General features: G+C 60.6%; 22 protein-coding genes. 13 read left to right on the forward strand and 9 right to left on the reverse strand.

Annotated features, from left to right (window positions below; genetic code table 11):
* The first annotated feature begins 32 nt into the window (after positions 1-32).
* Together DHN55_RS10025 and DHN55_RS10030 are read left to right on the forward strand one after the other, a co-directional pair.
* The gene (locus DHN55_RS10025; protein WP_108881152.1) at positions 33-2,009 is read left to right on the forward strand and encodes a hypothetical protein; all 1,977 of its coding nucleotides are present in this window, start codon (positions 33-35) and stop codon (positions 2,007-2,009) included.
* 101 nt (positions 2,010-2,110) lie between these two features.
* Positions 2,111-2,728 carry a methyltransferase domain-containing protein gene (locus tag DHN55_RS10030; RefSeq protein ID WP_108881153.1) on the forward strand — a complete coding sequence of 206 codons (618 nt, stop codon included), beginning with the start codon at positions 2,111-2,113 and terminating at the stop codon, positions 2,726-2,728.
* Between the two features lie 261 nt (positions 2,729-2,989).
* On the opposite strand, the gene DHN55_RS10035 is transcribed toward DHN55_RS10030, so the two are convergent.
* The 3 genes from DHN55_RS10035 to DHN55_RS10045 form a co-directional block, all read right to left on the reverse strand.
* Positions 2,990-3,688, reverse strand: coding sequence for a glutamine amidotransferase-related protein (locus DHN55_RS10035; RefSeq protein ID WP_108881154.1), 699 nt, complete (start codon positions 3,686-3,688; stop codon positions 2,990-2,992).
* A complete protein-coding gene (locus DHN55_RS10040; protein ID WP_337660124.1) occupies positions 3,685-3,945 on the reverse strand; it encodes a hypothetical protein in 261 nt (86 codons plus the stop codon). The genes DHN55_RS10035 and DHN55_RS10040 overlap by 4 nt, the downstream gene beginning before the upstream one ends.
* A gap of 151 nt (positions 3,946-4,096) precedes the next feature.
* On the reverse strand, positions 4,097-4,309 hold the full coding sequence (locus tag DHN55_RS10045; protein WP_108881155.1) for a cold shock domain-containing protein: 213 nt from the start codon (positions 4,307-4,309) through the stop codon (positions 4,097-4,099).
* A 144-nt stretch (positions 4,310-4,453) separates the two neighbouring features.
* Here DHN55_RS10045 and DHN55_RS10050 point away from each other — a divergent pair, with 144 nt between their 5' ends.
* From DHN55_RS10050 to DHN55_RS10070, 5 genes are read left to right on the forward strand one after another with little or no spacing between them, the layout of a single operon-like run.
* Positions 4,454-5,056: a DUF922 domain-containing protein gene (locus DHN55_RS10050; protein ID WP_108881156.1), complete on the forward strand. Its 603-nt coding sequence runs from the start codon at positions 4,454-4,456 to the stop codon at positions 5,054-5,056.
* An 11-nt stretch (positions 5,057-5,067) separates the two neighbouring features.
* Positions 5,068-5,517: a hypothetical protein gene (locus DHN55_RS10055; protein WP_108881157.1), complete on the forward strand. Its 450-nt coding sequence runs from the start codon at positions 5,068-5,070 to the stop codon at positions 5,515-5,517.
* Positions 5,518-5,527: 10 nt separating this feature from the next.
* Complete coding sequence (locus tag DHN55_RS10060) at positions 5,528-6,178, forward strand: MBL fold metallo-hydrolase (protein WP_108881158.1); 651 nt, start codon at positions 5,528-5,530, stop codon at positions 6,176-6,178.
* Positions 6,179-6,188: 10 nt separating this feature from the next.
* Entirely contained in the window at positions 6,189-6,797 is a 609-nt protein-coding gene (locus DHN55_RS10065; protein WP_108881159.1) for a DJ-1/PfpI family protein, read from the forward strand.
* Between the two features lie 27 nt (positions 6,798-6,824).
* The gene (locus tag DHN55_RS10070; RefSeq protein ID WP_108881160.1) at positions 6,825-8,027 is read left to right on the forward strand and encodes an enolase C-terminal domain-like protein; all 1,203 of its coding nucleotides are present in this window, start codon (positions 6,825-6,827) and stop codon (positions 8,025-8,027) included.
* Positions 8,028-8,363: 336 nt separating this feature from the next.
* Here DHN55_RS10070 and DHN55_RS10075 read toward each other — a convergent pair whose 3' ends face one another.
* Positions 8,364-8,564, reverse strand: a complete 201-nt coding sequence (locus tag DHN55_RS10075) for a dodecin domain-containing protein (RefSeq protein ID WP_108881161.1) — start codon at positions 8,562-8,564, stop codon at positions 8,364-8,366.
* Positions 8,565-8,771: 207 nt separating this feature from the next.
* Between DHN55_RS10075 and DHN55_RS22295 the strand changes: the two genes are divergently transcribed.
* Positions 8,772-8,900: a hypothetical protein gene (locus DHN55_RS22295; protein ID WP_337660125.1), complete on the forward strand. Its 129-nt coding sequence runs from the start codon at positions 8,772-8,774 to the stop codon at positions 8,898-8,900.
* 37 nt (positions 8,901-8,937) lie between these two features.
* On the opposite strand, the gene uvrB is transcribed toward DHN55_RS22295, so the two are convergent.
* Positions 8,938-11,550, reverse strand: coding sequence for an excinuclease ABC subunit UvrB (uvrB, locus tag DHN55_RS10080; protein WP_443111127.1), 2,613 nt, complete (start codon positions 11,548-11,550; stop codon positions 8,938-8,940).
* A gap of 252 nt (positions 11,551-11,802) precedes the next feature.
* Between uvrB and DHN55_RS10085 the strand changes: the two genes are divergently transcribed.
* Together DHN55_RS10085 and DHN55_RS10090 are read left to right on the forward strand one after the other, a co-directional pair.
* Positions 11,803-12,381, forward strand: coding sequence for a hypothetical protein (locus DHN55_RS10085; protein ID WP_337660126.1), 579 nt, complete (start codon positions 11,803-11,805; stop codon positions 12,379-12,381).
* Positions 12,382-12,487: 106 nt separating this feature from the next.
* Positions 12,488-13,099 (forward strand): hypothetical protein, encoded by a 612-nt coding sequence (locus DHN55_RS10090; protein ID WP_337660127.1) that lies wholly within the window; start codon positions 12,488-12,490, stop codon positions 13,097-13,099.
* A gap of 75 nt (positions 13,100-13,174) precedes the next feature.
* Here DHN55_RS10090 and DHN55_RS10095 read toward each other — a convergent pair whose 3' ends face one another.
* Positions 13,175-13,606, reverse strand: coding sequence for a hypothetical protein (locus tag DHN55_RS10095; protein WP_108881164.1), 432 nt, complete (start codon positions 13,604-13,606; stop codon positions 13,175-13,177).
* A gap of 191 nt (positions 13,607-13,797) precedes the next feature.
* Here DHN55_RS10095 and DHN55_RS10100 point away from each other — a divergent pair, with 191 nt between their 5' ends.
* On the forward strand, positions 13,798-14,664 hold the full coding sequence (locus DHN55_RS10100; protein WP_108881165.1) for a 23S rRNA (adenine(2030)-N(6))-methyltransferase RlmJ: 867 nt from the start codon (positions 13,798-13,800) through the stop codon (positions 14,662-14,664).
* A 23-nt stretch (positions 14,665-14,687) separates the two neighbouring features.
* On the opposite strand, the gene DHN55_RS10105 is transcribed toward DHN55_RS10100, so the two are convergent.
* Positions 14,688-15,143 (reverse strand): DUF411 domain-containing protein, encoded by a 456-nt coding sequence (locus DHN55_RS10105; RefSeq protein ID WP_108881166.1) that lies wholly within the window; start codon positions 15,141-15,143, stop codon positions 14,688-14,690.
* Between the two features lie 87 nt (positions 15,144-15,230).
* Here DHN55_RS10105 and DHN55_RS10110 point away from each other — a divergent pair, with 87 nt between their 5' ends.
* Positions 15,231-16,010 carry an SDR family oxidoreductase gene (locus DHN55_RS10110; protein WP_108881167.1) on the forward strand — a complete coding sequence of 260 codons (780 nt, stop codon included), beginning with the start codon at positions 15,231-15,233 and terminating at the stop codon, positions 16,008-16,010.
* A gap of 203 nt (positions 16,011-16,213) precedes the next feature.
* Here the strand turns inward: DHN55_RS10110 and DHN55_RS10115 are convergent, their stop codons facing one another.
* Both DHN55_RS10115 and DHN55_RS10120 read right to left on the reverse strand, forming a co-directional pair.
* Complete coding sequence (locus tag DHN55_RS10115) at positions 16,214-16,609, reverse strand: hotdog domain-containing protein (RefSeq protein ID WP_108881168.1); 396 nt, start codon at positions 16,607-16,609, stop codon at positions 16,214-16,216.
* A gap of 9 nt (positions 16,610-16,618) precedes the next feature.
* Entirely contained in the window at positions 16,619-17,815 is a 1,197-nt protein-coding gene (locus DHN55_RS10120) for a Bcr/CflA family efflux MFS transporter (protein WP_108881169.1), read from the reverse strand.
* A gap of 109 nt (positions 17,816-17,924) precedes the next feature.
* On the opposite strand from DHN55_RS10120, the gene DHN55_RS10125 reads away from it, so the two are divergent.
* Positions 17,925-18,830: an EamA family transporter gene (locus DHN55_RS10125; protein ID WP_108881170.1), complete on the forward strand. Its 906-nt coding sequence runs from the start codon at positions 17,925-17,927 to the stop codon at positions 18,828-18,830.
* The last annotated feature ends 21 nt before the right edge of the window (positions 18,831-18,851 follow it).

Genomic DNA, 18,851 nt, shown 5'->3' on the forward strand with positions numbered 1-18,851 from the left:
CGCCGCCACAATTCTCGGATGACTGGTGGCCTATGAAAACTTGTTTATCAGCAGCTTTTGTTTTTGGCCTGTCGGCGGCAGTGTGCCTGCCGGCACAGGCCCAGGATGCGCCCCTGGGCAAGATTGTCTGGCAGGTGCAGGACCGGTTCCGGTTTTTCTCTGACGAAACGTTTTTCACCCCGCACCGGAAGGCCAGTGACGCGTTTGCTGCGGTTGATGCGCCGCGCGACGAGTTTGGCCGCAAGAAGATCGACGGCGAATGGGTCGGGCCGATCCAGTTTGCAGAACGCAGCCTGGCCGCGAGCGCCATCAGGAACGGTCATGACGGCTGGGCCGCGCAGGCCTATACCGCCAGCAAGGAGGCCTTCACGTGTTGGGATACGGGCAGGCGGCGGGTGCGCGGCAGGTGCCTGAAAGCGCATGATGAGAAGGGGTCGCGCCTGTTCCCTAAACAGGTGACCATATCGGCGTCGCTGGACGCCACTGCGGCCCAGGTCTTCGCCGGCAAGCAGTGCGAGTGGTTCATTCATACCGGCACCGGCAAGGACTGGCGCACCGTCACGCAGGTTGACTGCGCCAGGCCGGCGCAACTGACCGCGCCGGTCAATGAACAGTTTTCAATGCTGGCGCGTGTGCTGGACCCCGCCAGCGCAAACGGCATGCTGACCCAGGTGACCGCTGTGTACCAGCAGGTGCAGGGACGCCTGGTCGCCGGGTTTGGGGACAGTTACGGCTCCGGCGAGGGCAATCCGGATTACCCGGCGAACTACTCCAAGTCCGTGACGCTGGCAGATACCGCGCGTCCGCAGCCCAGCACCTTTCCGCGCTGGCTCGACCCTGCCTGTCATCGTTCCGTGTATTCGCACCAGCAGCGTATCGCCATGCAGCTTGCCGCCGAGCACCGCCAGTCGGTGGTGAGCTATATCGGATATGCCTGTTCCGGTGCGTCGATTGCCAATGTGATGGCGTCGGTTGATACCCACAATGACCATATGGAACCTGTCACCGACAAGACCCTGCGTGATGCCCGTGTCAAAAAGGGCATTGCCACCACGGTTGCGCAGGCGGACTGGTCACAGCTCGATCAAGCCGTGCGCGATTTGTGTGCCGATGAAGGCTCGGCGAAATCGAAAAAACCCATCAAGGGATGCAACTCATGGCACGGCAAGCCGGACCTGGTCCTGTTGAGCGTCGGCGGCAATGACATCGGCTTTGCCAATGTGGTGAAATGGGCGGTCGCGGGAACCGCCGTTGGCCAGGTGCGGTTTCTGTCAGGTGGCGAAAAACCGGGCACCATGCTGAAACGCGCCGGCGGCAAGAAAGACCTGGCGGGCTGTTCAGGTGACGAGGCGGGCCTGCAATGCCGCCTGGCGGAACGCTATGCGTCGCTTGCCGTGGCATTTGAAAACCGGCTGGGGCTGACAGACCGCAACAAGGTTGTGACCGGACCATATCCGGGTCCGATGGGCAATGAAGCAGGCGCAGTGTGTTCCGCGAAAACGGTCAATCAAGGTGCTGATTCAGAGCACTTCATCGCAACCTCCGACAAGCGGTTGCGGTCCCTGCACGACAAGCTGTTTGCGCAGAAGCAATTGACCAATGCGATGAAAAAGGCGGTCTCCAAGACCGGCTGGACCTGGGTGGATGCGCTTGCATGGTCCGGAGCGTTCGACCGTCATGGCGTATGCGCGCGCGGTGAGAGAAAGTCCGACGCGTTCAAGTCATTGCAAATGATCAGCGGCGGCTGGGAGCCGGTCAGTCCCGCTGACATGCTGGCCTATGCACCGCGCCAGCGCTGGTTCCGCACTTTCAATGACAGCGTGCTGATGCAATTTTATGTGAGCCGGATCGAACAGTTGGCGCGCAATCCGCGCCAGCCCATCGATTATCACTACCAGGCCGGCGTGTCGGGGTTTTTTCACCCGACAGCAGAAGGTCAGGCGGTGATGGGCGACATGCTGCTCAATGCGTCGCGCTGCCGGTTGTTCTCCAGGGGTCCGGGCTGCTGACCGGCGGCAGCACGCAACCGGTATGTGACTTGCTGCACATGCCGACAGTGCGTTGATCGTTACACGGATTGCCACTAACTGATTAACTGGAGCAATTCGTTATGGGTTTCTACAATCGGCACATCATGCCGCGCATGATCAATTGCGTGTGCAGCATGGGGCAATTTTCCGATCAACGGCAGAAAATTGTACCCCGGGCAGAAGGTCTGGTGGTCGAGATCGGCATCGGATCGGGACTTAACCTGCCGCATTATGATGCGGGCAAGGTCCACAAGGTTATCGGCGTTGATCCGGATGAGCAAATGTGGAAAGCCGGCCATAACAGGGTTCGGCTGTCCGCGGTTCCGGTTGAACGGGTCGGGCTTTCCGGCGAACAGATACCTCTGGACAAGAATATGGCCGACACGGTCCTGGTCACGTACTCGCTGTGCACCATACCTGACGCGGTCGCCGCGCTGATGGAGATGCGCCGCATCCTGAAACCGGGCGGGCGGCTGCTGTTCCTTGAACATGGTGCCGCGCCGGAAGAGAGCGTGCGCAAATGGCAGGCCCGCATCGATCCGGTATGGAAGCGGATTGCCGGCGGTTGTCATTCCGGGCGCCCGATTCCGCAACTGCTTGAGCAGGCCGGATGGAAAATCGGCGAAATGGAGCAGGCCTATATCAGTGGCCCGAAACCGCTGGCCTATAATTACTGGGGGTCGGCAGGCGTAGCGTGATGGGAGTTCTTGTTGGTCGAACAACTTATCCTCCCTGCGGTCGGGTCGTTCTCCGACTCTGAACAACCGTGGGGATGAATTCTGGAACCAGGCCCGACGGGCCTCGGGCCGGTCAGGCCCGCCGCCGCGGAGCGCAGCCTTCGGCTGCTTGCGTGAGCGAAATCAACTTTATCCTGGAACAGCTTGTCCCCGCTTCGCTCGCGCCGTTCTTGATAGCCGAACAGCTTTGCTCGGCCCGTTCCCTTGCCTCGCGCCGTTCTGTTACCAGCCCTGTGTCGTCATGAAGTTGTCGAACAGGTTTCGGGTCAGTGAGGTGAGCTGCGGTTGGGCCTCTTCGACATGGCCGACAAAGTTCGTGTAGGCATCTTCGGATTTGCCGGTCTTGTTCATTTCCGTCTGCCAGGACGGTGCCCAGCCGCGGACAGTTGCGGCATCCCATTCATGATGGAACTGGGTTGAATAGGCATGCGTGCCGACGGTCATCATCTGAATGGCGCACAGGTCCGACGACCCATGCACCAGCGCCGCACCTGGTGCCTGTTTTACCTCCGCAGAATGCCACTGGGTGACGGTTTGGCTGCCTTTGACCGGGGCCGTATCATCGAATGCCACGGTACACACGCCGACCTCCGTCGTGCCGCCATAGCCCACATCGCCGCCCAGAGCGGTGGCCAGCAACTGATGGCCCAGGCACAGGCCGATATAGGGTTTGGCGCGCGTCTCCACCCAGTCGCGGATCACAGTCTTTTCTGCGCTCAGCCAGGCGTGTTCGTCTTCTTCCCAGACCTGTTGGGCACCACCCAGGACAACAACCAGGTCGATGCCGGACATGTTGTCAGGGGTTTCACCGTTGTGCCAGTCAAGGAACGAGACATCGAATCCGCGGTCGCGCAGAAGCGCGGGGAAACAACCGCCGGTATCATCACTCATATGACGGAAGACAAGTGCAGTGCGGGTCATTCAGCGGTAATCTTGGCCAGCTTCTTCTGTGGCAGCGACTGAGGCAGCGGCTGCAGGTGGGCCTGCGGGCAGAAATCCGCAATCTGCTTCCACGATGTGTTGTTCAGGTTCATTTCGCAACGGCGAAGATTGCCGCGAATACACAAGGTGGTGCCGAGTTCGAAATACTCGCCATACAGGCGGCACCGGCAATTGGGATCAGCACTGGCAGCGGGAGCGGCCAGCAGGAAAACGCTTGAAATGAGCAAATATGCCATCGATTTCATGGCGCAATGATAGCGTAAATGGGATTTTTACGCTAGAGCAACAAATATTCCTTACAGGGAGCATAAGCAGGCCGAACCGCTCTTGAGACGATCTCACCTTTAAAAACAACCAGTTAAATCTGATCAAAAGTGATCCCGAAGGCTACAGAAGCTGCAGTTCCGTGGCCTGCTGTCCGCGTCCGCGCTTATCGTCCTGCAGCTCATATGACAGCTTTGCGCCGTCGGCGAGATCCGGGATTCCGGCGGCCTGAACGGCGGTAATATGGACGAAGACATCCTTGGAACCGTCTTCGGGCGTGATGAAACCGTAGCCCTTGGTCGTGTTGAAAAACTTCACCGTACCGTTGTGCCGCATGATCCAGTCCCTGCTTTATTGTGCCTTTTGGATGACGTAAGGCGAACCTGTCGTCAAGCGATGGCGATTTGTTGACACCGCGTGAGCAACCATAGTGGCATTTTCGTGTTGTCCATTACGTAATCCCCGGTTAGCTTTCGTGCCATGACTACACGCTTGTACACCGGATTCGTTGCCGCTTGCATCGGTCTTGCCTTCCTGATCACCGGCCCTGCTGCAGATGCACGGCCCAAGGTGAAGACCAAAACCCAGCACTATCGCGTCGATGGCTCGGACGCTGCGGCAATCGTTTCCTCGATGATGAAGCGGCACCGGTTGCTGGGCGGGCATGGCCGGGTGGGCCGCACCAAGATGAAGCGCCGCATCGAATGGGAATTCTCCGAGACCAAGAAATCCTGCCGCGTCAAAAGCCATACCATCCGTCTCGATTTCACTACCCAGTTGCCGCGTCACCGGTCGGAAAAGCGCCTGCGCCGCAGCTTGCGCAGGGACTGGCGCGCCTTTGCCAAGCACGTGAAATGGCATGAGGGCCAGCACCGCAAGATCTGGCTGAGTTGCGCGCGCAAGGCTGAAAAACAGGTCAACCGGGCCCGCGCAAGGACCTGCGGGCAGTTGCTGAAGAAGCTGGAACGTATCTACAAACGCTCCAACGCAGCATGCGACAAGCGCCATGCCAGGTTCGATGCCAAGGAAACCCGCAGGCTTGGCAGGCACCCGCTGATCCGCCGTGCGAACCTGAGAAAATGAGGGCAGCTTCCATGAAACGGCTTGCGATACTTGCCGTGCCGATGCTGTTGAGCATCCCGGCGCAAGCTGAACAGCAGTCGCGCGTCATGCCGCTGGAGCAGGTGAAGAGCATCCTGGAGGCAACCAAGGACAGCTGGGTGGCCTATCGCATCTATAGTGGCCGGCAGTATTATTATGTCACCCACCTGTTGTCGTGGCGCTGTGGCATCAAACAGGTGCGCTATTCGGAAAACTCAGACGCGCTGGACAAGACCTGGCCGCTGCCTGAGTGCAACAAGCTGATACCCAACACCATTCCCGATGACGCGAAAATTCACAACAAACCGGGGAAGATCGGCAGCATCAAGACCCTTGCCATCCAACTGGAGTTTGACGACGGCAGCACTACACCGGTGCGCATCTACGAACCGTGCGAGGGTGTCGGCGAGGCGACCTGCGGGTACCTGAAAGAAGAGCGTTAGAAATTTTTCCATGACAGACACACCCGACATGCCGCTGCGCGCAGCGATACTTCCCGTCACGCCCTTACAACAGAACTGCACCATCTTGTGGTGCACGAAAACCATGGACGGTGTCGTCATCGATCCCGGCGGCGACGTGGAGAACATCCTGCGCGGCGTCAAGGAAACCGGGATCAACCCGGTCGGCATCTGGCTGACCCACGGCCATTTCGACCATGCCGCCGGAGCCGCCGAATTGAAGGAGGCACTGAACGTGCCGATCACCGGTCCGCACCTCGACGACAAGTTCCTGCTCGATGAACTGGCAACATCGGGCCAGCAATACGGTGTGCCGGGCCGGGCGGTGACACCGGACACCTGGCTCGACGAGGGCGACACGGTGACGGTCGGAAAGGTCACGTTTGCGGTGCGCCACTGTCCGGGCCATTCGCCGGGCCACGTGGTCATGCTGAACGAGGCGATAAAATTCGGCCATGTGGGCGATGTGCTGTTCCAGGGCTCGATCGGGCGCACCGACTTTCCCTATGGCGACCATGACGCGCTGATTGCAGCCATCAAGGAAAAGCTGTTGCCGCTGCCGGACGATTTCACCTTCATCTGCGGCCACGGGCCGGCCAGCAATATCGGCAATGAGCGGGTGAACAATCCGTTCCTGCAGTAGGCCGGTTGCCATGAAAACTCTCGCTGTACTGGTGTTTCCGGGGTTCCAGACCCTTGACCTGTTCGGCCCGCTGGAAATGCTGGGCGGTGTCGGCGATGACATCAGGATCACCATCGTGGCTGAAACACTCGAACCGGTTCCAAGCGTTCACGGTCAGGGCCTGCTGGTCGACAAGACCGTGGCGGACGGCAGTGACTATGACCTGCTCCTGATACCCGGCGGCGACACCGCACTCGTGGCCGGCGAAAGCAAGGCAGTAACCGACTGGATCGTCGAGACTGCCACCCATGCGGAACTCGTCATGACCGTGTGTACGGGCAGTATCCTGCTGGCCATGACCGGGATGCTTGATGGCCGCAAGGCCACAACCAACAAGCTGGATTTTGTCCAGACCGTGCCGCTCGGGCCGAAGGTCGACTGGGTCAGACAGGCGCGCTGGGTCGAGGACGGGAAGTTCTTTACATCGTCGGGCGTCTCGGCCGGCATGGACATGGCCCTGGCTGCTCTTGCCCGGATGTTCGGCAAACAGGTCGCCGATGACATGGCGCACGGGACGGAGTACGAATGGCACGAAGATGCCGGGTGGGACCCGTTTGCAAAACGTGCAGGCCTGGTCTGAACCAGGTGCTTTCAGAAGGAGTTATCAGTGCGTATCGAAGCGGTTGAAACCTTGCGTCTTGGCGATCATCCGAACCTTTTATGGGTGCGCGTGCATACTGACGCCGGGCTGACCGGGCTTGGAGAAACCTATTTCGGGGCAGGCCCCAGCGAAGCCGATGTCCATGACCGCATTGCTCCCGTCATCCTGGGCCAGGACGCCCGCCGCATCGAATTTCTCAACATGAAGATGCAACCCTATACGGGTTTCACCGGCAGCGGCGCGGAAGTGCGCGCTCTGTCGGCGGTCGATGTGGCGCTTTGGGATATTGCCGGCAAGGCGGCGAATATGCCGTTGTGCGATGTGCTGGGAGGCCGGACACGAGACTCGATACAGGTCTACAATACCTGTGCCGGTCCGAATTATGTTTCCAAGACGTCTGCCGTCCGCCCCGACAATTTCGGGGCAGGGTCCGGGGGCACAGCCGGTGCGACCTACGAAGACCTGGATGCGTTCCTGCATCATCCGGAAGACCTCGCGGCCTCGCTGATGGAGATGGGAATTTTCTCCATGAAAATCTGGCCGTTCGACCTGGCCGGCGGTGCGGTTGACGGTGTCGACATTTCCGCTGCCGACCTGAACAAGGCGCTTGAGCCGTTTGAGAAAATCCGCAGCCGCCACGGTGACAAGATGCGGCTGAAGGCGGAACTGCACGGGCTGTGGAGCCTGAATGCCGCGCAGAAAATCGCCGCCGCGCTGGAACCCATCGGCATGGACTGGATCGAAGACCCGTTATGGATGGATCGCACCGAGGAGATTGCGGAACTTGCCGGCACAACCAGCGCGCCGCTGGCCGGCGGGGAGACGCTGGCCGGCCTGGGCCAGTTCAAGGCGCTGATCGACGAGGGTAATATCGCCACGCCGATCATGGACGTCACCTGGGCCGGCGGCATCACCGCTGCCCGCAAGGTTGCCGCACTGGCCGAAGCGCGGGCACGGCCGATTGCCTTCCATGACTGTTCCGGCCCGGTCACCCTGGCCGCCTCGACGCACTTGGCGCTAGCCTTGCGCAATGTGCGCGAACAGGAAATCGCGCGCGGGTTCTACTATGGCTGGTATCCCGACTTCGTCGACAATCTGCCGCCGGTCGAAAACGGCATGATCACCATTCCCGGCGGCCCCGGCCTCGGCATGGACCTTTTGCCGGGGTTGCTGAAACGCGAAGATGCCATTCACCGGATATCAAGGTAGGGTTTAAGCCACGCGAGACAGGATTATCCCGCTCACGCGAGTTGGCTGTCGCCAACCGCTCCGCTAGGGCGGGCCTGACCGGCCCGAGGCCCGGTCGGGCCTAGTTGGAATTCATAATTGAAGCAGGAGCGAGCGGTTAGACATTATTCTGGTCGAACAGCTTTACTCAGCACTTCGTGCTTCGCGCCGTTCTCCGACCCTGAACAACCGTAGTGATGAACTCCTCCGAGGCACGAAGTGCTGAGGCAAGCGCGACTGCGCGCCGCGCGAAGCGCGCCCTAGCGGAGCGCAGCCGACAGGCTGCTGGCGTGAGCGGAATCAAACCACCCCTAGCCCTTACTTGAGGATAAACGTCACTTTCAGCACGACGCGGTATTCGGCGACCTTGCCGTTCTTCACGATGACGCGCTGGTCCTTGACCCAGGCACCGGTAACGTTTTTCAGCGTCTTGGAGGCGCGCTTGACGCCCTTGCGCGTGGCGTCTTCAAAACTGTCCTGCGATGACGCGATGATTTCTGTTACGCGAGCTACTGACATGACTTAAATCCTTTCCCTGACGGGATATTGGTATCGCTCCCCAGCGCATGAAAACATGGTTGCACACGCCACCCGGCCGGGGAAGGGCTGGTGGAAGGCTTGGTAAATGCCCGGTACCGGGGACGTGATGCAGATTGATTTGCCGGCCGGGCGTTGCGCGAGCACACTCTCTTCAGGCTGGGATAGTCCTTGAAAGGAACTGACACCATGCCTGACCTGTCGTCGAGAAAAGCCCGCGGCGGTATCATGTCACCCAATCACGCAATGCTGAAAGTGCTGCTGTTCTCGCTGGCCGGCGCCGCAGCAGCGCTGTTGGTCGCGGCGATGTTCATCTGAACCGCAACGCGTAATGCAGACGTCGACATTGGACCGGTTACTTCGCCTTACCCCGATACGTCCTTGTCCCCGGTTTTCCACCAGATGACTTACCCTTCGGAACAGGCTTGCCTTTTGGCCAGAGTTCTTCCGGCGCGACGATGCGGGAGCTTGCTTCCTTTGCTGGTCGAACAGCTTTGCTTCGCCCTGCGGGCTTCGCGCTGTTCTCCGTTCCCCGGGCACCGATTTCCATGCCGGTCTGCTTGGCCAAAGGGTCGTCCATGACGGCCAGTTCGGTTTCGCGCAGGCGCTTGATCTCGTCGCGCAGGCGGGCGGCGGTTTCGAATTCGAGGTCGGCTGCGGCGGTGCGCATCTTCTTTTCCATGTCCTCGATGACCGTTTTGAGGTTGTGGCCGACAAAAGCGCCTTCCTCTTCGGCCAGCCCTGTGCCGTGGGTTGCCTTGACCCGCACATGATCGCCTTCGTAGACCGAGTCCAGGATATCGGCGATGTTGCGCTTGATCGACTGCGGCGTGATGTTGTTGGCCTCGTTATATTCGAGCTGCTTGGTGCGGCGGCGGTCGGTCTCGTCGATGGCACGCTGCATCGAACCGGTGATCTTGTCGGCATACATCAGCACGCGCCCGTCGACATTACGCGCGGCGCGGCCCACTGTCTGGATCAGCGAGGTTTCGGAGCGCAGGAAGCCCTCCTTGTCGGCGTCCAGAATGGCGACCAGCGCACATTCTGGAATATCCAGGCCCTCGCGCAACAGGTTGATGCCGACCAGCACGTCGAACGCGCCAAGGCGCAGGTCGCGGATGATCTCGATGCGCTCCAGCGTATCGATGTCGGAATGCATGTAGCGCACGCGGATGCCCTGTTCATGCATGTATTCGGTGAGGTCTTCGGCCATGCGCTTGGTCAGCACGGTGACCAGCGTCCGGTAGCCTGCCTTGGCCACCTCGTGGCATTCGGCAATCAGGTCATCGACCTGTGTGGCGACGGGCCGGATTTCAACCGGCGGATCGATCAGGCCGGTGGGCCGGATGACCTGTTCTGCGAACACGCCGCCGGTGCGTTCCATCTCCCATGACCCCGGTGTCGCCGATACGTGCACGGTCTGCGGGCGCATGGCTTCCCATTCCTCAAACCGCAACGGGCGGTTGTCGATGGCCGACGGCAGGCGGAAGCCGAATTCGGCCAGTGTCGCCTTGCGGTTGAAGTCGCCGCGGAACATGCCGCCGATCTGCGGCACGGTGACATGACTTTCATCGAGGAACACCAGGCAGTTGTCGGGCAGGTACTCAAACAGCGTCGGCGGCGGCTCGCCGGGTGCGCGCCCGGTCAGGTAGCGCGAATAGTTCTCGATGCCGGCACACGAACCTGTCGCCATCATCATCTCGATGTCGAACAGGGTGCGCTGTTCGAGCCGCTGGGCTTCCAGCACGCGGCCGGCGGCATGGAATTCGTCGAGCCGGATGGTCAGTTCGTGCTTGATGCGCTTGACCGCCTGGTCCAGCGTCGGCTTGGGCGTCACATAGTGCGAGTTGGCGTAGATCTTGACGTGCTCGAGCTCCGCCGTCTTCTGGCCGGTGAGCGGGTCGAACTCGGTGATGTTCTCGATCTCGTCGCCGAACAGCGACAGCCGCCAGGCGCGATCATCCAGATGCGACGGGAATACTTCCACCGTGTCGCCGCGCACCCTGAATGCGCCGCGGGTAAAGGCCTGGTCGTTGCGCTTGTACTGCAGCGCGACAAGGTCAGTCAGTAACTGGCGCTGGGCAATGCGCTCACCCAGCTTGAGCTGGAAGGTCATGGCGGAATAGGTTTCCACGTCGCCGATACCGTAAATGCACGACACCGAGGCCACCACGATGACGTCGTCGCGCTCCAAAAGCGCGCGCGTCGCGGAGTGACGCATGCGGTCGATCTGTTCGTTGATCGAGCTTTCCTTCTCGATATAGGTGTCGGTGCGCGGCACGTAGGCTTCCGGCTGGTAATAGTCGTAATAGGAGACGAAATACTCGACCGAGTTGTCCGGGAAGAACTGTTTGAACTCGCCGTACAGCTGGGCGGCCAGTGTCTTGTTGGGGGCCAGGATCAGGGCAGGGCGCTGGGTCTCCTCGATCACCTTGGCCATGGTGAAGGTCTTGCCCGAGCCGGTGACGCCGAGCAGCACCTGGTCGCGTTCGGCCGTGTTGATGCCGTCTACCAGTTCCCTGATTGCGGTGGGCTGGTCACCCTTGGGTTCGAATTCCGACACGGATTTGAGCGATACGCCGGATTCGGTTTTTTCCGGGCGTTCCGGCTTGTACGGCACGAAGACTTCAGGGGTCGGCAGGTCTTCCAGCTGCGGGCGCAGAAACTCCAGTCCCTCGCGCGGCCGGGTGGTGGCGCCCGCCGCCATGCGTTTTTCCTGCTCGATGGCTTCAGCGGCACGGGCCTCCTGCAGTTTCTTGCCGGCGGCCGGATCAGGACGTGCGCGCAGGGCTTCGGACAGGGGCTGGCCGGTTATGGGATCAAAGGCGGGATCGTTTTTTGCGCCCGTGCCGGACCGGCCGTCGCCGGTCGGCTCCGCGGGGGCGGCCTGACCGGCCGGCGCGCGGTCGCGCTTGCCAGGCTTCGCCTGGAGGTCATCTACCGTCGGAATGGTTTCATAACCTTCCAGTGGTTCAACCGGGGCTTCCCTGAACCCGCCGCTTTGCTTGTTGTGACCCATATTGTTGTTCGATCAACTTGTCCGCCGACACATGGTGTCGGCGGGTCGATCTCCATGTCCTGAGCTGTTGCTGCTGCGAAACTGAGCAGCTGTTGTCGTTATTGTGAGAACATAGTGCATTGGTCGCGCCGGTTAAAGGCAGCATAGTGGTTCTGCTGACAGTTATGTGGAAGCTGACGGTTATGTGGAAGGAGAGTGGCGATGAAAATGATTCGTATGGCAGGTACGGCAATGCTGGTTGCAGTGATGGCCTCAGGCGCACTCGCACAGAGCCAGACACCGCCGCCCGCTGCTCCCACGCCGAAAGCAGCCGCTGAAGGCACCATGACGACCAAGCGCATGGGCGAGATCATCAGGCGGCTTGATGCCAAGGCGAAAGCCGCGGCCAATGCCAGCGCCTGGCAGTTCCACATCGAGGAGGTGCCGGTCGTCGTGGTCACCGATGCCGGCAACAACCGGATGCGCATCATGATCGCGCTGAAAAAGGCCGACACCATGTCGCCGCAGGAACTGTTGCGCCTGTCGCAGGCCAATTTCGACACCGCACTCGATGCCCGCTATGCCATAGCCAAGGGACTGTTGTGGGCGACGTTCATCCACCCGCTGAGCGAACTGCACGAGAAACAGTTCATTGCCGGCATCGGCCAGACGGTGAACGCCGCGAAATCCTATGGCACCACCTATTCGTCCGGCCTGTTGAGCTTCGGCGGCGGCGACAGCCGCGGCATCATCCAGCGCGACCTGATCGACAAGCTGATCAAGAAGGGCCAGGAGATCTAGCGCGGCCGACGTCAAATCCACCGCGATCAGTGGGCGGAATATAAAAGTAGGATGGTTTCGCTGCGTCTGGTAATGTCCCGCCGATTCTACAATTGGGGGCGCGGCGGTGAAGTTTGTTTTTCGGGACATGATGATTGGCGGTATGGCGCTGGCGCTGGCCGGGTGTGCCGGTGGCAACAGTGCGCCACAGCTTGACGCGCGCGCCGGCAGCGACGCTGCGACGCAACCGGCTTCACTTGTTATCGCCAGGGCGGAAGTGGACGGCGAGGCATGTGGAAAACTGAATGCTGTCCGCCTGCAAGGCGACAACAAGCGCAGTGTTTCCAATCCCTTTGCGAGTAAATTTGTTGTTCCGAGCATGCAGTATTCTGATGGAAGAATCACCGACTTAAGAGCCAGCGTTGCGGCCCCGGACGATTATGTACTGCTTAACGTCGACTGTCCCGTTCACAGTATCTGGAAAAGTGGTCCGAGAAGGTTTTCATTTTCCCATGGCAGGACGTCCAGACAGAAGAAGTTCAGCATTCCGAGTGGCAAAGTCGTTAGTCTCGGCGTGATCCAGATAAAAACAAATGGTCCGGCAACCGGAACAGGACAGTTTCGGAGCTTCAGTTCGGCATCAAGACCGTTCAACGAGCAGGAATTGGCAGATATTGTGAAGCTGAAGCCGGAATTGGCGGGTCGTATCGAGCACTATTCCTGGGCCAGAATCAGATAAACCGCCGACGTATTGGTCGACGGTCTATCATTTATCAGGGTATCAACGGGCAGTTTTGAACAACACTTCGTGTTGTTAACAACCCGCGCCGAAGGTAAAGACACAACCAGCGCCTTTGACAGCACCGTGGCCGACGGCGGCGACGCCGCGAACCGCGCCTTCACCAATGCGGCCGACGCCCTTGAAGGTGCCGGATACCAGGCCGGGAGGACCGTAGGCAACCGCGTCGTCGGCAACCTTGCCGCCGCTTTCGCCAATGCCGTCACCGACTTCCAGCGCGCCGTCAGCGAGGCCCTTGCCGGTGAAATAGAAACCTTCAGCAATCCCTTCGACCGGATCGGGACCGGGGATGAACTTGTCTTCTGCCGGGGCGGAATTGTTGTAATTGCCGAACACCGTGACCTCGAGCGGCTTCTTGCCGGCGGCGAACACCGGTGAACCGGCAACCGCGAACGCAGCCATGACGCCAAAGATTGCGACCGTGGAGATGATGCGTTTTAACAGCATGTCTTATTCCTCCTTGTTGAATACTTTGAACGAGTTAGACACAAACCGGATGGCACCGGTTCGGCGGAACTGCGGCGAATGTGTGGGCTCACGTTAAATTCATTTAATCTGTTTCGTTTGCAGTTCCGCCGAAACTGGTGAACAAGACCCTACCGTCCTGTTTCATCCGCGACTGCACAGCTCTCCGACCCATGAATTATCGCCACGCCTACCACGCCGGGAACCATGCTGATGTGCTCAAGCACGTGGTGCTGGCGCGCGCCATCGGGCACCTGGCGCGCAAGGACAAGCCGTTTCGGGTGATCGACGCGCATGCCGGCATCGGGCTGTACAGCCTTGCAAGCGACGAAGCGGGCAAGACGCTGGAATGGCGTGACGGGCTGGGGCGCCTGTATGATGGAGCAGGTGGGCGGCTGGTGCTGGATGATGAAACGGCGGAAACCCTGTTGTCGCCGTGGCGTGACATGGTCGAGGCGGTGAACTCGCGAGGGCAGGGCCTTGAATGGTATCCCGGTTCGCCTGAGTTGTCCGTGCTGCTGACCCGGCCGGATGACCGCCTGGTGTTCAACGAGCTGCACCCGGAAGATCATGAAACACTCGCCGGTCTGTATACCCGTGAAAAGCGGGTGCGGGTGACGCAAACCGAGGCAACCATTGCGGTGAAGGCCAATCTGCCGCCGCCGGAACGGCGCGGTATCGTGCTGATCGATCCGCCGTTTGAACGGCGTGATGATGATGTACGTGCGCTGGCCATGCTGCAGCAGGGCTACAAGCGCTTTGCCACCGGCTGCTTCATGCTGTGGTATCCGGTGACCGGAGACGGGTTGTCACAGCGGCTGGTCGAGGCGGCCCGGCAATCGGGTATCGCGCGCATGCTGCAGGTGGAACTGATGGTGCGGCCGGCCGCCATGAGCGGCGGACTGGCAGGCTCCGGCCTGATCATCGTCAACCCGCCGTGGCCGCTGGCCGAAGAACTGCCCGGCCTGATGCCTGCCTTGTCAGAGCGCCTGCGCCAGGGCGGGGCTTCATGGACGGTTGACTGGCTGGCTGGCGAGTAGAAGGTGATTGTCAGTAAGGGCGCCTACTGCTTTTCCTCATAGTGAGACCAGACCTCGCTGGTGCCGTCCAGCTTCACCAGCACGACATCGTGGGCTTCCCGGTAAGTGCCCATTTCCATGCCGGGTGAGCCGGCAGGCATACCTGGTGCCGACAGGCCGATGGCCTCTGGCCGCAGTTTCAGCAACCGCTCAATGTCGGCAACCGGTACATGACCTTCGATGACATAGCCGTCCACGGTGGCGGTGTGGCAGGAGGCATGCTGCGGCTTGATGCCAAGCTTGATCTTGTGCTGGGCGAGAGAGCCCATGTCCATGTCGGAGGTTTCGACCTTGTGGCCGGCTGCGCGAATGTGCTCGACCCAGGCCTTGCAGCAGCCGCATGACGCCGTCTTTGCCACGTCGAAACTGAGCTTGCCGGACAATGCCGGTGATGCTGTCATTGCCAGGATTGCAAGAGCGGCGAAGAGACTGCTTTTCATGACTAGGCACTTTCAATTGCACAGGTGAATTGGTCCTGCAAAGATGCGCTCACAATTGTGGCAATTCAAGTATGCGGGAGTATTGCGATGGCAGGGGTGAAGGACAAGGTGGCGCTGGTGACCGGATGCGGCAGTGCGGGCGGCATTGGTTTTGCCTGTGCGAAACTGCTCCAGGCGGCGGGGGCAAAGGTTGCCATCACCTCGACGACCGACCGCATCCAGGAACGGGCGCGGGAACTGGGCGCTGGTGTGTTTGCCCACGCCTGCGACCTGACCGACGTGGCCCAGGTGGACACGCTGGTGACGGCAACAGAGGCAGCACACGGACCCATAGATATCGTCGTCAATAATGCCGGCATGGTGCAGATCGGTCATGATGAACCCTCAAGGCTGATACAGGATATTCCCGACGAGCAATGGCGCCGCGGCATGGACATCAACCTGACCACCGTGTTCAACGTGACCCGCCGGGTGGTGCCGTCGATGATCGAGCGCAGGTACGGCCGCATCGTCAATATGAGCTCGGTGACCGGGCCGCTGGTGTCCAACCCGAAGGGCACCATCTACTCCGCCGCCAAGGCGGCCATCATGGGCATGACCCGGGCGCAGGCCATTGAACTGGCCGAGTACAATATCACGGTGAACGGCATCGGGCCGGGCTGGGTTGAAACCCCGTCATCATCACCAGAAGAAGTCTTCGCCGGTGAACAGGCGCCCATCGGCAGGCCGGGCACACCTGACGAAATCGGGCAGGTGGCACTGTTCCTGGCCAGTGAAGAAGCAAGCTTCGTGACCGGCCAGCTGATCGTGGCGGACGGTGGTAATACGCTGATGGAATACAAGGGACCGGCGGAAGGATACTACTAGGTCTGGGCTTGTTTGCGCCGGTAGAAAGATCCCCGGGCGCCGCGATTCCACTTAACCTGTTACATCAGGCATTTGGAGCTGTCCGGGCGGGCTTGGCGCCGGGCCCTTATCCGTCGGTAGCCTGACTGCAGGTTTAACGGCGTATGAAACCCTGATTCATTTCAACCGGTTGCGACCGCTGCCGGAAACGTTGATTCAAGCATTTACTCGTCCGGCACGGTGCGCGGATTGCCGTCCTTGTCAACGGCGACCATGACAAAGTCGGCGTCGGTGACCTTGACTTTCTCAAGGGTGAGGTAGCGCTGCGCCCAGGCTTCGACCTCGATGGTCATGGACGACCGGCCCACTTTCGACACGTTGGTATAGAGCTCCAGGGTGTCGCCGATCTTGACCGGGAGCTTGAATGACAGGGCGTTGATGGCGGCGGTGACGACGCGGCCGGTGGCGCGTTCGCCGGACCTGATGCCGGCTGCCAGGTCCATCTGCGCCATGACCCAGCCGCCGAACACATCGCCGGCGGCATTGGCGTCTGCCGGCATGGCCGGCACCCGCATTGTCAGATCGCCCCTGGGCGCGGAGTTGGAAGAATCATTGTTCATGGGATGTCACTATTGCCGTGCATCGGGCCGATGTGCAAGCGCTGCCGCCAGGGCCATGAGGGCCATCACCCAGAAGCCGACATGGGTCCAGGTGGCCTGCAGGTGACCGACGCCCTGCGAGGCAAGCGCGCCGAGCCCGATCTGGATGAAGCCGGCCAGCCCGGCGCCCGATCCGATGTTTTTCGGGTCGACGGATATGGCCGCGGTAATGCCGTTTGGAATGGTCAGGCCGTTGCCGAATGCACACAGTGCCATGGGCAGGAACAGGGTTGAGGGATGGGTGAATCCGGTGACGGCAAACACCAGCAGCAACACTGCACCTGCCAGGGTGAGCATGTTGCCGATGCGGATCATGCGGTCATTGCCGAGACGCATCGAGTAGCGTCCGGAGACAAAGTTACCGGCCATGTACCCGAGCGCCGAACACATGAACCAGATGCCGTAATCGATTGCCGAGTAGCCGCGTACCGTCACCATGATGAACGGTGCCACCGCCAGGTAGCAGAAGAACACGGCGCTGCCGAAAGATATGGTGGCGGTGTAGCCGAGGAACGAACTGTTCTTCAGCAGGGTGGCATACAGCCGGGTGCGAATGAGACTGGCGTCAGGCTGCAGCGACTGATTGGTTTCGCGCAGGCGCGCGAATGCTGTCAGGAAGACCAGCGAGCCGATGCCGGCCAGAACCCAGAAGCCTGCCCTGAAGGAAAACCACTGGTCCAGTATGCCGCCGATGACCGGTGCCACCATAGGGGCCAGCACCCAGGCCATGGTGATGTATCCCAGAACCGAGGCAGACTGTTCACGGGAAAAAAGATCCCGCACGATAGCGCGCGACAGGATCATGCCGGCCGCACCGCCGACCGCCTGCAGTCCGCGCGCGACAATCAGCATTTCGATTGAGGTGGAAAGCGCGCACATGATGCTGGCGCTGACGAACAATGCCAGCCCGGCCAGCAGCATGGGGCGGCGGCCGTAACGGTCCGACAGCGGGCCGTAGACCAGCTGGCACGTGGCAAGGCCTGCCAGATACACGGTCAGTGTCATCTGAACCACGCCTGAGGAAACCTGGAAGGTGGACTGCAGGCCCGGCATCGACGGCACGAACATGTTCATGGCCAGGGGGCCGATTGCCGCCATGGCAATGAGAATGCCGTAGGGTGCGCGTGGTTTTGCGACGGGGGCTGCGGAGGCTGTCTGAGAGTTCATGGCTTGCTATAAGACACCAATTGACGCCGGTGTGACACAGCACATACGCGCACGCGCTATGTGTTTGTGGCATGTCTGGTGGGGCACAATCCGCTTTAGTGTGTGAACCATGGACGCAAATACCATCAACAGCCGCGATGCGGGCAGCGTTACCCAGGGACTGGTGGCCATGTGGGTCGCGGTTGCCTCGTTCTCGATTGCCGATGCGATTGCCAAATGGCACGGGCAGGAGGGTTTTGCGGCAGTCCAGATCGTGTTCTTCCGGTATTTTTTCGGACTGGTCCCGGTCGCCATTGCCCTGTACGTGGCAGGCTTTCACCAGGTGCGGACACGCCGGCCAGTGGCACATGTTTTCCGGGGCGTGTTGATGTCGGTGGCACTGGCCCTGTTTTTCTGGGGCCTGAAATATGTGCCGCTGGCGGAAGCCATTGCGGTGGCGTTTACCGCACCAATGTTCATTACAGCCCTGTCGGTGCCGGTATTGGGCGAGCGGGTGGGCGTGGCCAGGTGGCTGGCTGTTGTCGTCGGGTTTGCCGGCATGCTGGTTATCGTGCGGCCCGGCGCCGAGGCCTTCCAGCCAGAAATGCTGATCCTGGTCGCGGGAACCGCCGTGTTTGCTCTCGGCATCACCTATACGCGGCGGCTGGCGCGGACCGAAACCGTGACTACAATGTTTACCTGGACAACCTTCGTGGCCCTGCTGGTGTTCGCGCCGCTGGCCTGGTGGACCTGGAAGCTGCCGCAGGCCGATCACCTGGCCGGATTTGCAGTACTTGGCCTGATTGGCGGCATGGCGCATTATCTGGTTATCGTGGCTTACCGAAATGCACCGGCGGCGGTTATTGCCCCGCAGGAGTACATGGCGCTTGTATGGGGCGCCATTATCGGCTGGATTGTGTGGTCTGAGGTGCCATCGGCCTGGACATGGCTGGGCGCTGCGATCGTGGCAGGTGCCGGCGGGTTCATTGCCTTGCGCGAAGCCCGGGCAGCAGCTCGAAACCGGTCACAGGCATAATGACGATATGGAGTTTGTTTC

This window comes from Anderseniella sp. Alg231-50, from assembly GCF_900149695.1.
In the GTDB taxonomy this organism is placed as follows: Bacteria; Pseudomonadota; Alphaproteobacteria; order Rhizobiales; family Aestuariivirgaceae; genus Anderseniella.

Bases quoted from the DNA above. Each gene is read 5' to 3' on its own strand.
- DHN55_RS10025 (WP_108881152.1), top strand. From the start codon at position 33: ATGAAAACTTGTTTATCAGCAGCTTTTGTTTTTGGCCTGTCGGCGGCA.
- DHN55_RS10030 (WP_108881153.1), top strand. From the start codon at position 2,111: ATGGGTTTCTACAATCGGCACATCATGCCGCGCATGATCAATTGCGTG.
- DHN55_RS10035 (WP_108881154.1), bottom strand. From the start codon at position 3,688: ATGACCCGCACTGCACTTGTCTTCCGTCATATGAGTGATGATACCGGC.
- DHN55_RS10040 (WP_337660124.1), bottom strand. From the start codon at position 3,945: ATGGCATATTTGCTCATTTCAAGCGTTTTCCTGCTGGCCGCTCCCGCT.
- DHN55_RS10045 (WP_108881155.1), bottom strand. From the start codon at position 4,309: ATGCGGCACAACGGTACGGTGAAGTTTTTCAACACGACCAAGGGCTAC.
- DHN55_RS10050 (WP_108881156.1), top strand. From the start codon at position 4,454: ATGACTACACGCTTGTACACCGGATTCGTTGCCGCTTGCATCGGTCTT.
- DHN55_RS10055 (WP_108881157.1), top strand. From the start codon at position 5,068: ATGAAACGGCTTGCGATACTTGCCGTGCCGATGCTGTTGAGCATCCCG.
- DHN55_RS10060 (WP_108881158.1), top strand. From the start codon at position 5,528: ATGACAGACACACCCGACATGCCGCTGCGCGCAGCGATACTTCCCGTC.
- DHN55_RS10065 (WP_108881159.1), top strand. From the start codon at position 6,189: ATGAAAACTCTCGCTGTACTGGTGTTTCCGGGGTTCCAGACCCTTGAC.
- DHN55_RS10075 (WP_108881161.1), bottom strand. From the start codon at position 8,564: ATGTCAGTAGCTCGCGTAACAGAAATCATCGCGTCATCGCAGGACAGT.
- DHN55_RS22295 (WP_337660125.1), top strand. From the start codon at position 8,772: ATGCCTGACCTGTCGTCGAGAAAAGCCCGCGGCGGTATCATGTCACCC.
- DHN55_RS10085 (WP_337660126.1), top strand. From the start codon at position 11,803: ATGAAAATGATTCGTATGGCAGGTACGGCAATGCTGGTTGCAGTGATG.
- DHN55_RS10095 (WP_108881164.1), bottom strand. From the start codon at position 13,606: ATGCTGTTAAAACGCATCATCTCCACGGTCGCAATCTTTGGCGTCATG.
- DHN55_RS10100 (WP_108881165.1), top strand. From the start codon at position 13,798: ATGAATTATCGCCACGCCTACCACGCCGGGAACCATGCTGATGTGCTC.
- DHN55_RS10105 (WP_108881166.1), bottom strand. From the start codon at position 15,143: ATGAAAAGCAGTCTCTTCGCCGCTCTTGCAATCCTGGCAATGACAGCA.
- DHN55_RS10110 (WP_108881167.1), top strand. From the start codon at position 15,231: ATGGCAGGGGTGAAGGACAAGGTGGCGCTGGTGACCGGATGCGGCAGT.
- DHN55_RS10115 (WP_108881168.1), bottom strand. From the start codon at position 16,609: ATGAACAATGATTCTTCCAACTCCGCGCCCAGGGGCGATCTGACAATG.
- DHN55_RS10120 (WP_108881169.1), bottom strand. From the start codon at position 17,815: ATGAACTCTCAGACAGCCTCCGCAGCCCCCGTCGCAAAACCACGCGCA.
- DHN55_RS10125 (WP_108881170.1), top strand. From the start codon at position 17,925: ATGGACGCAAATACCATCAACAGCCGCGATGCGGGCAGCGTTACCCAG.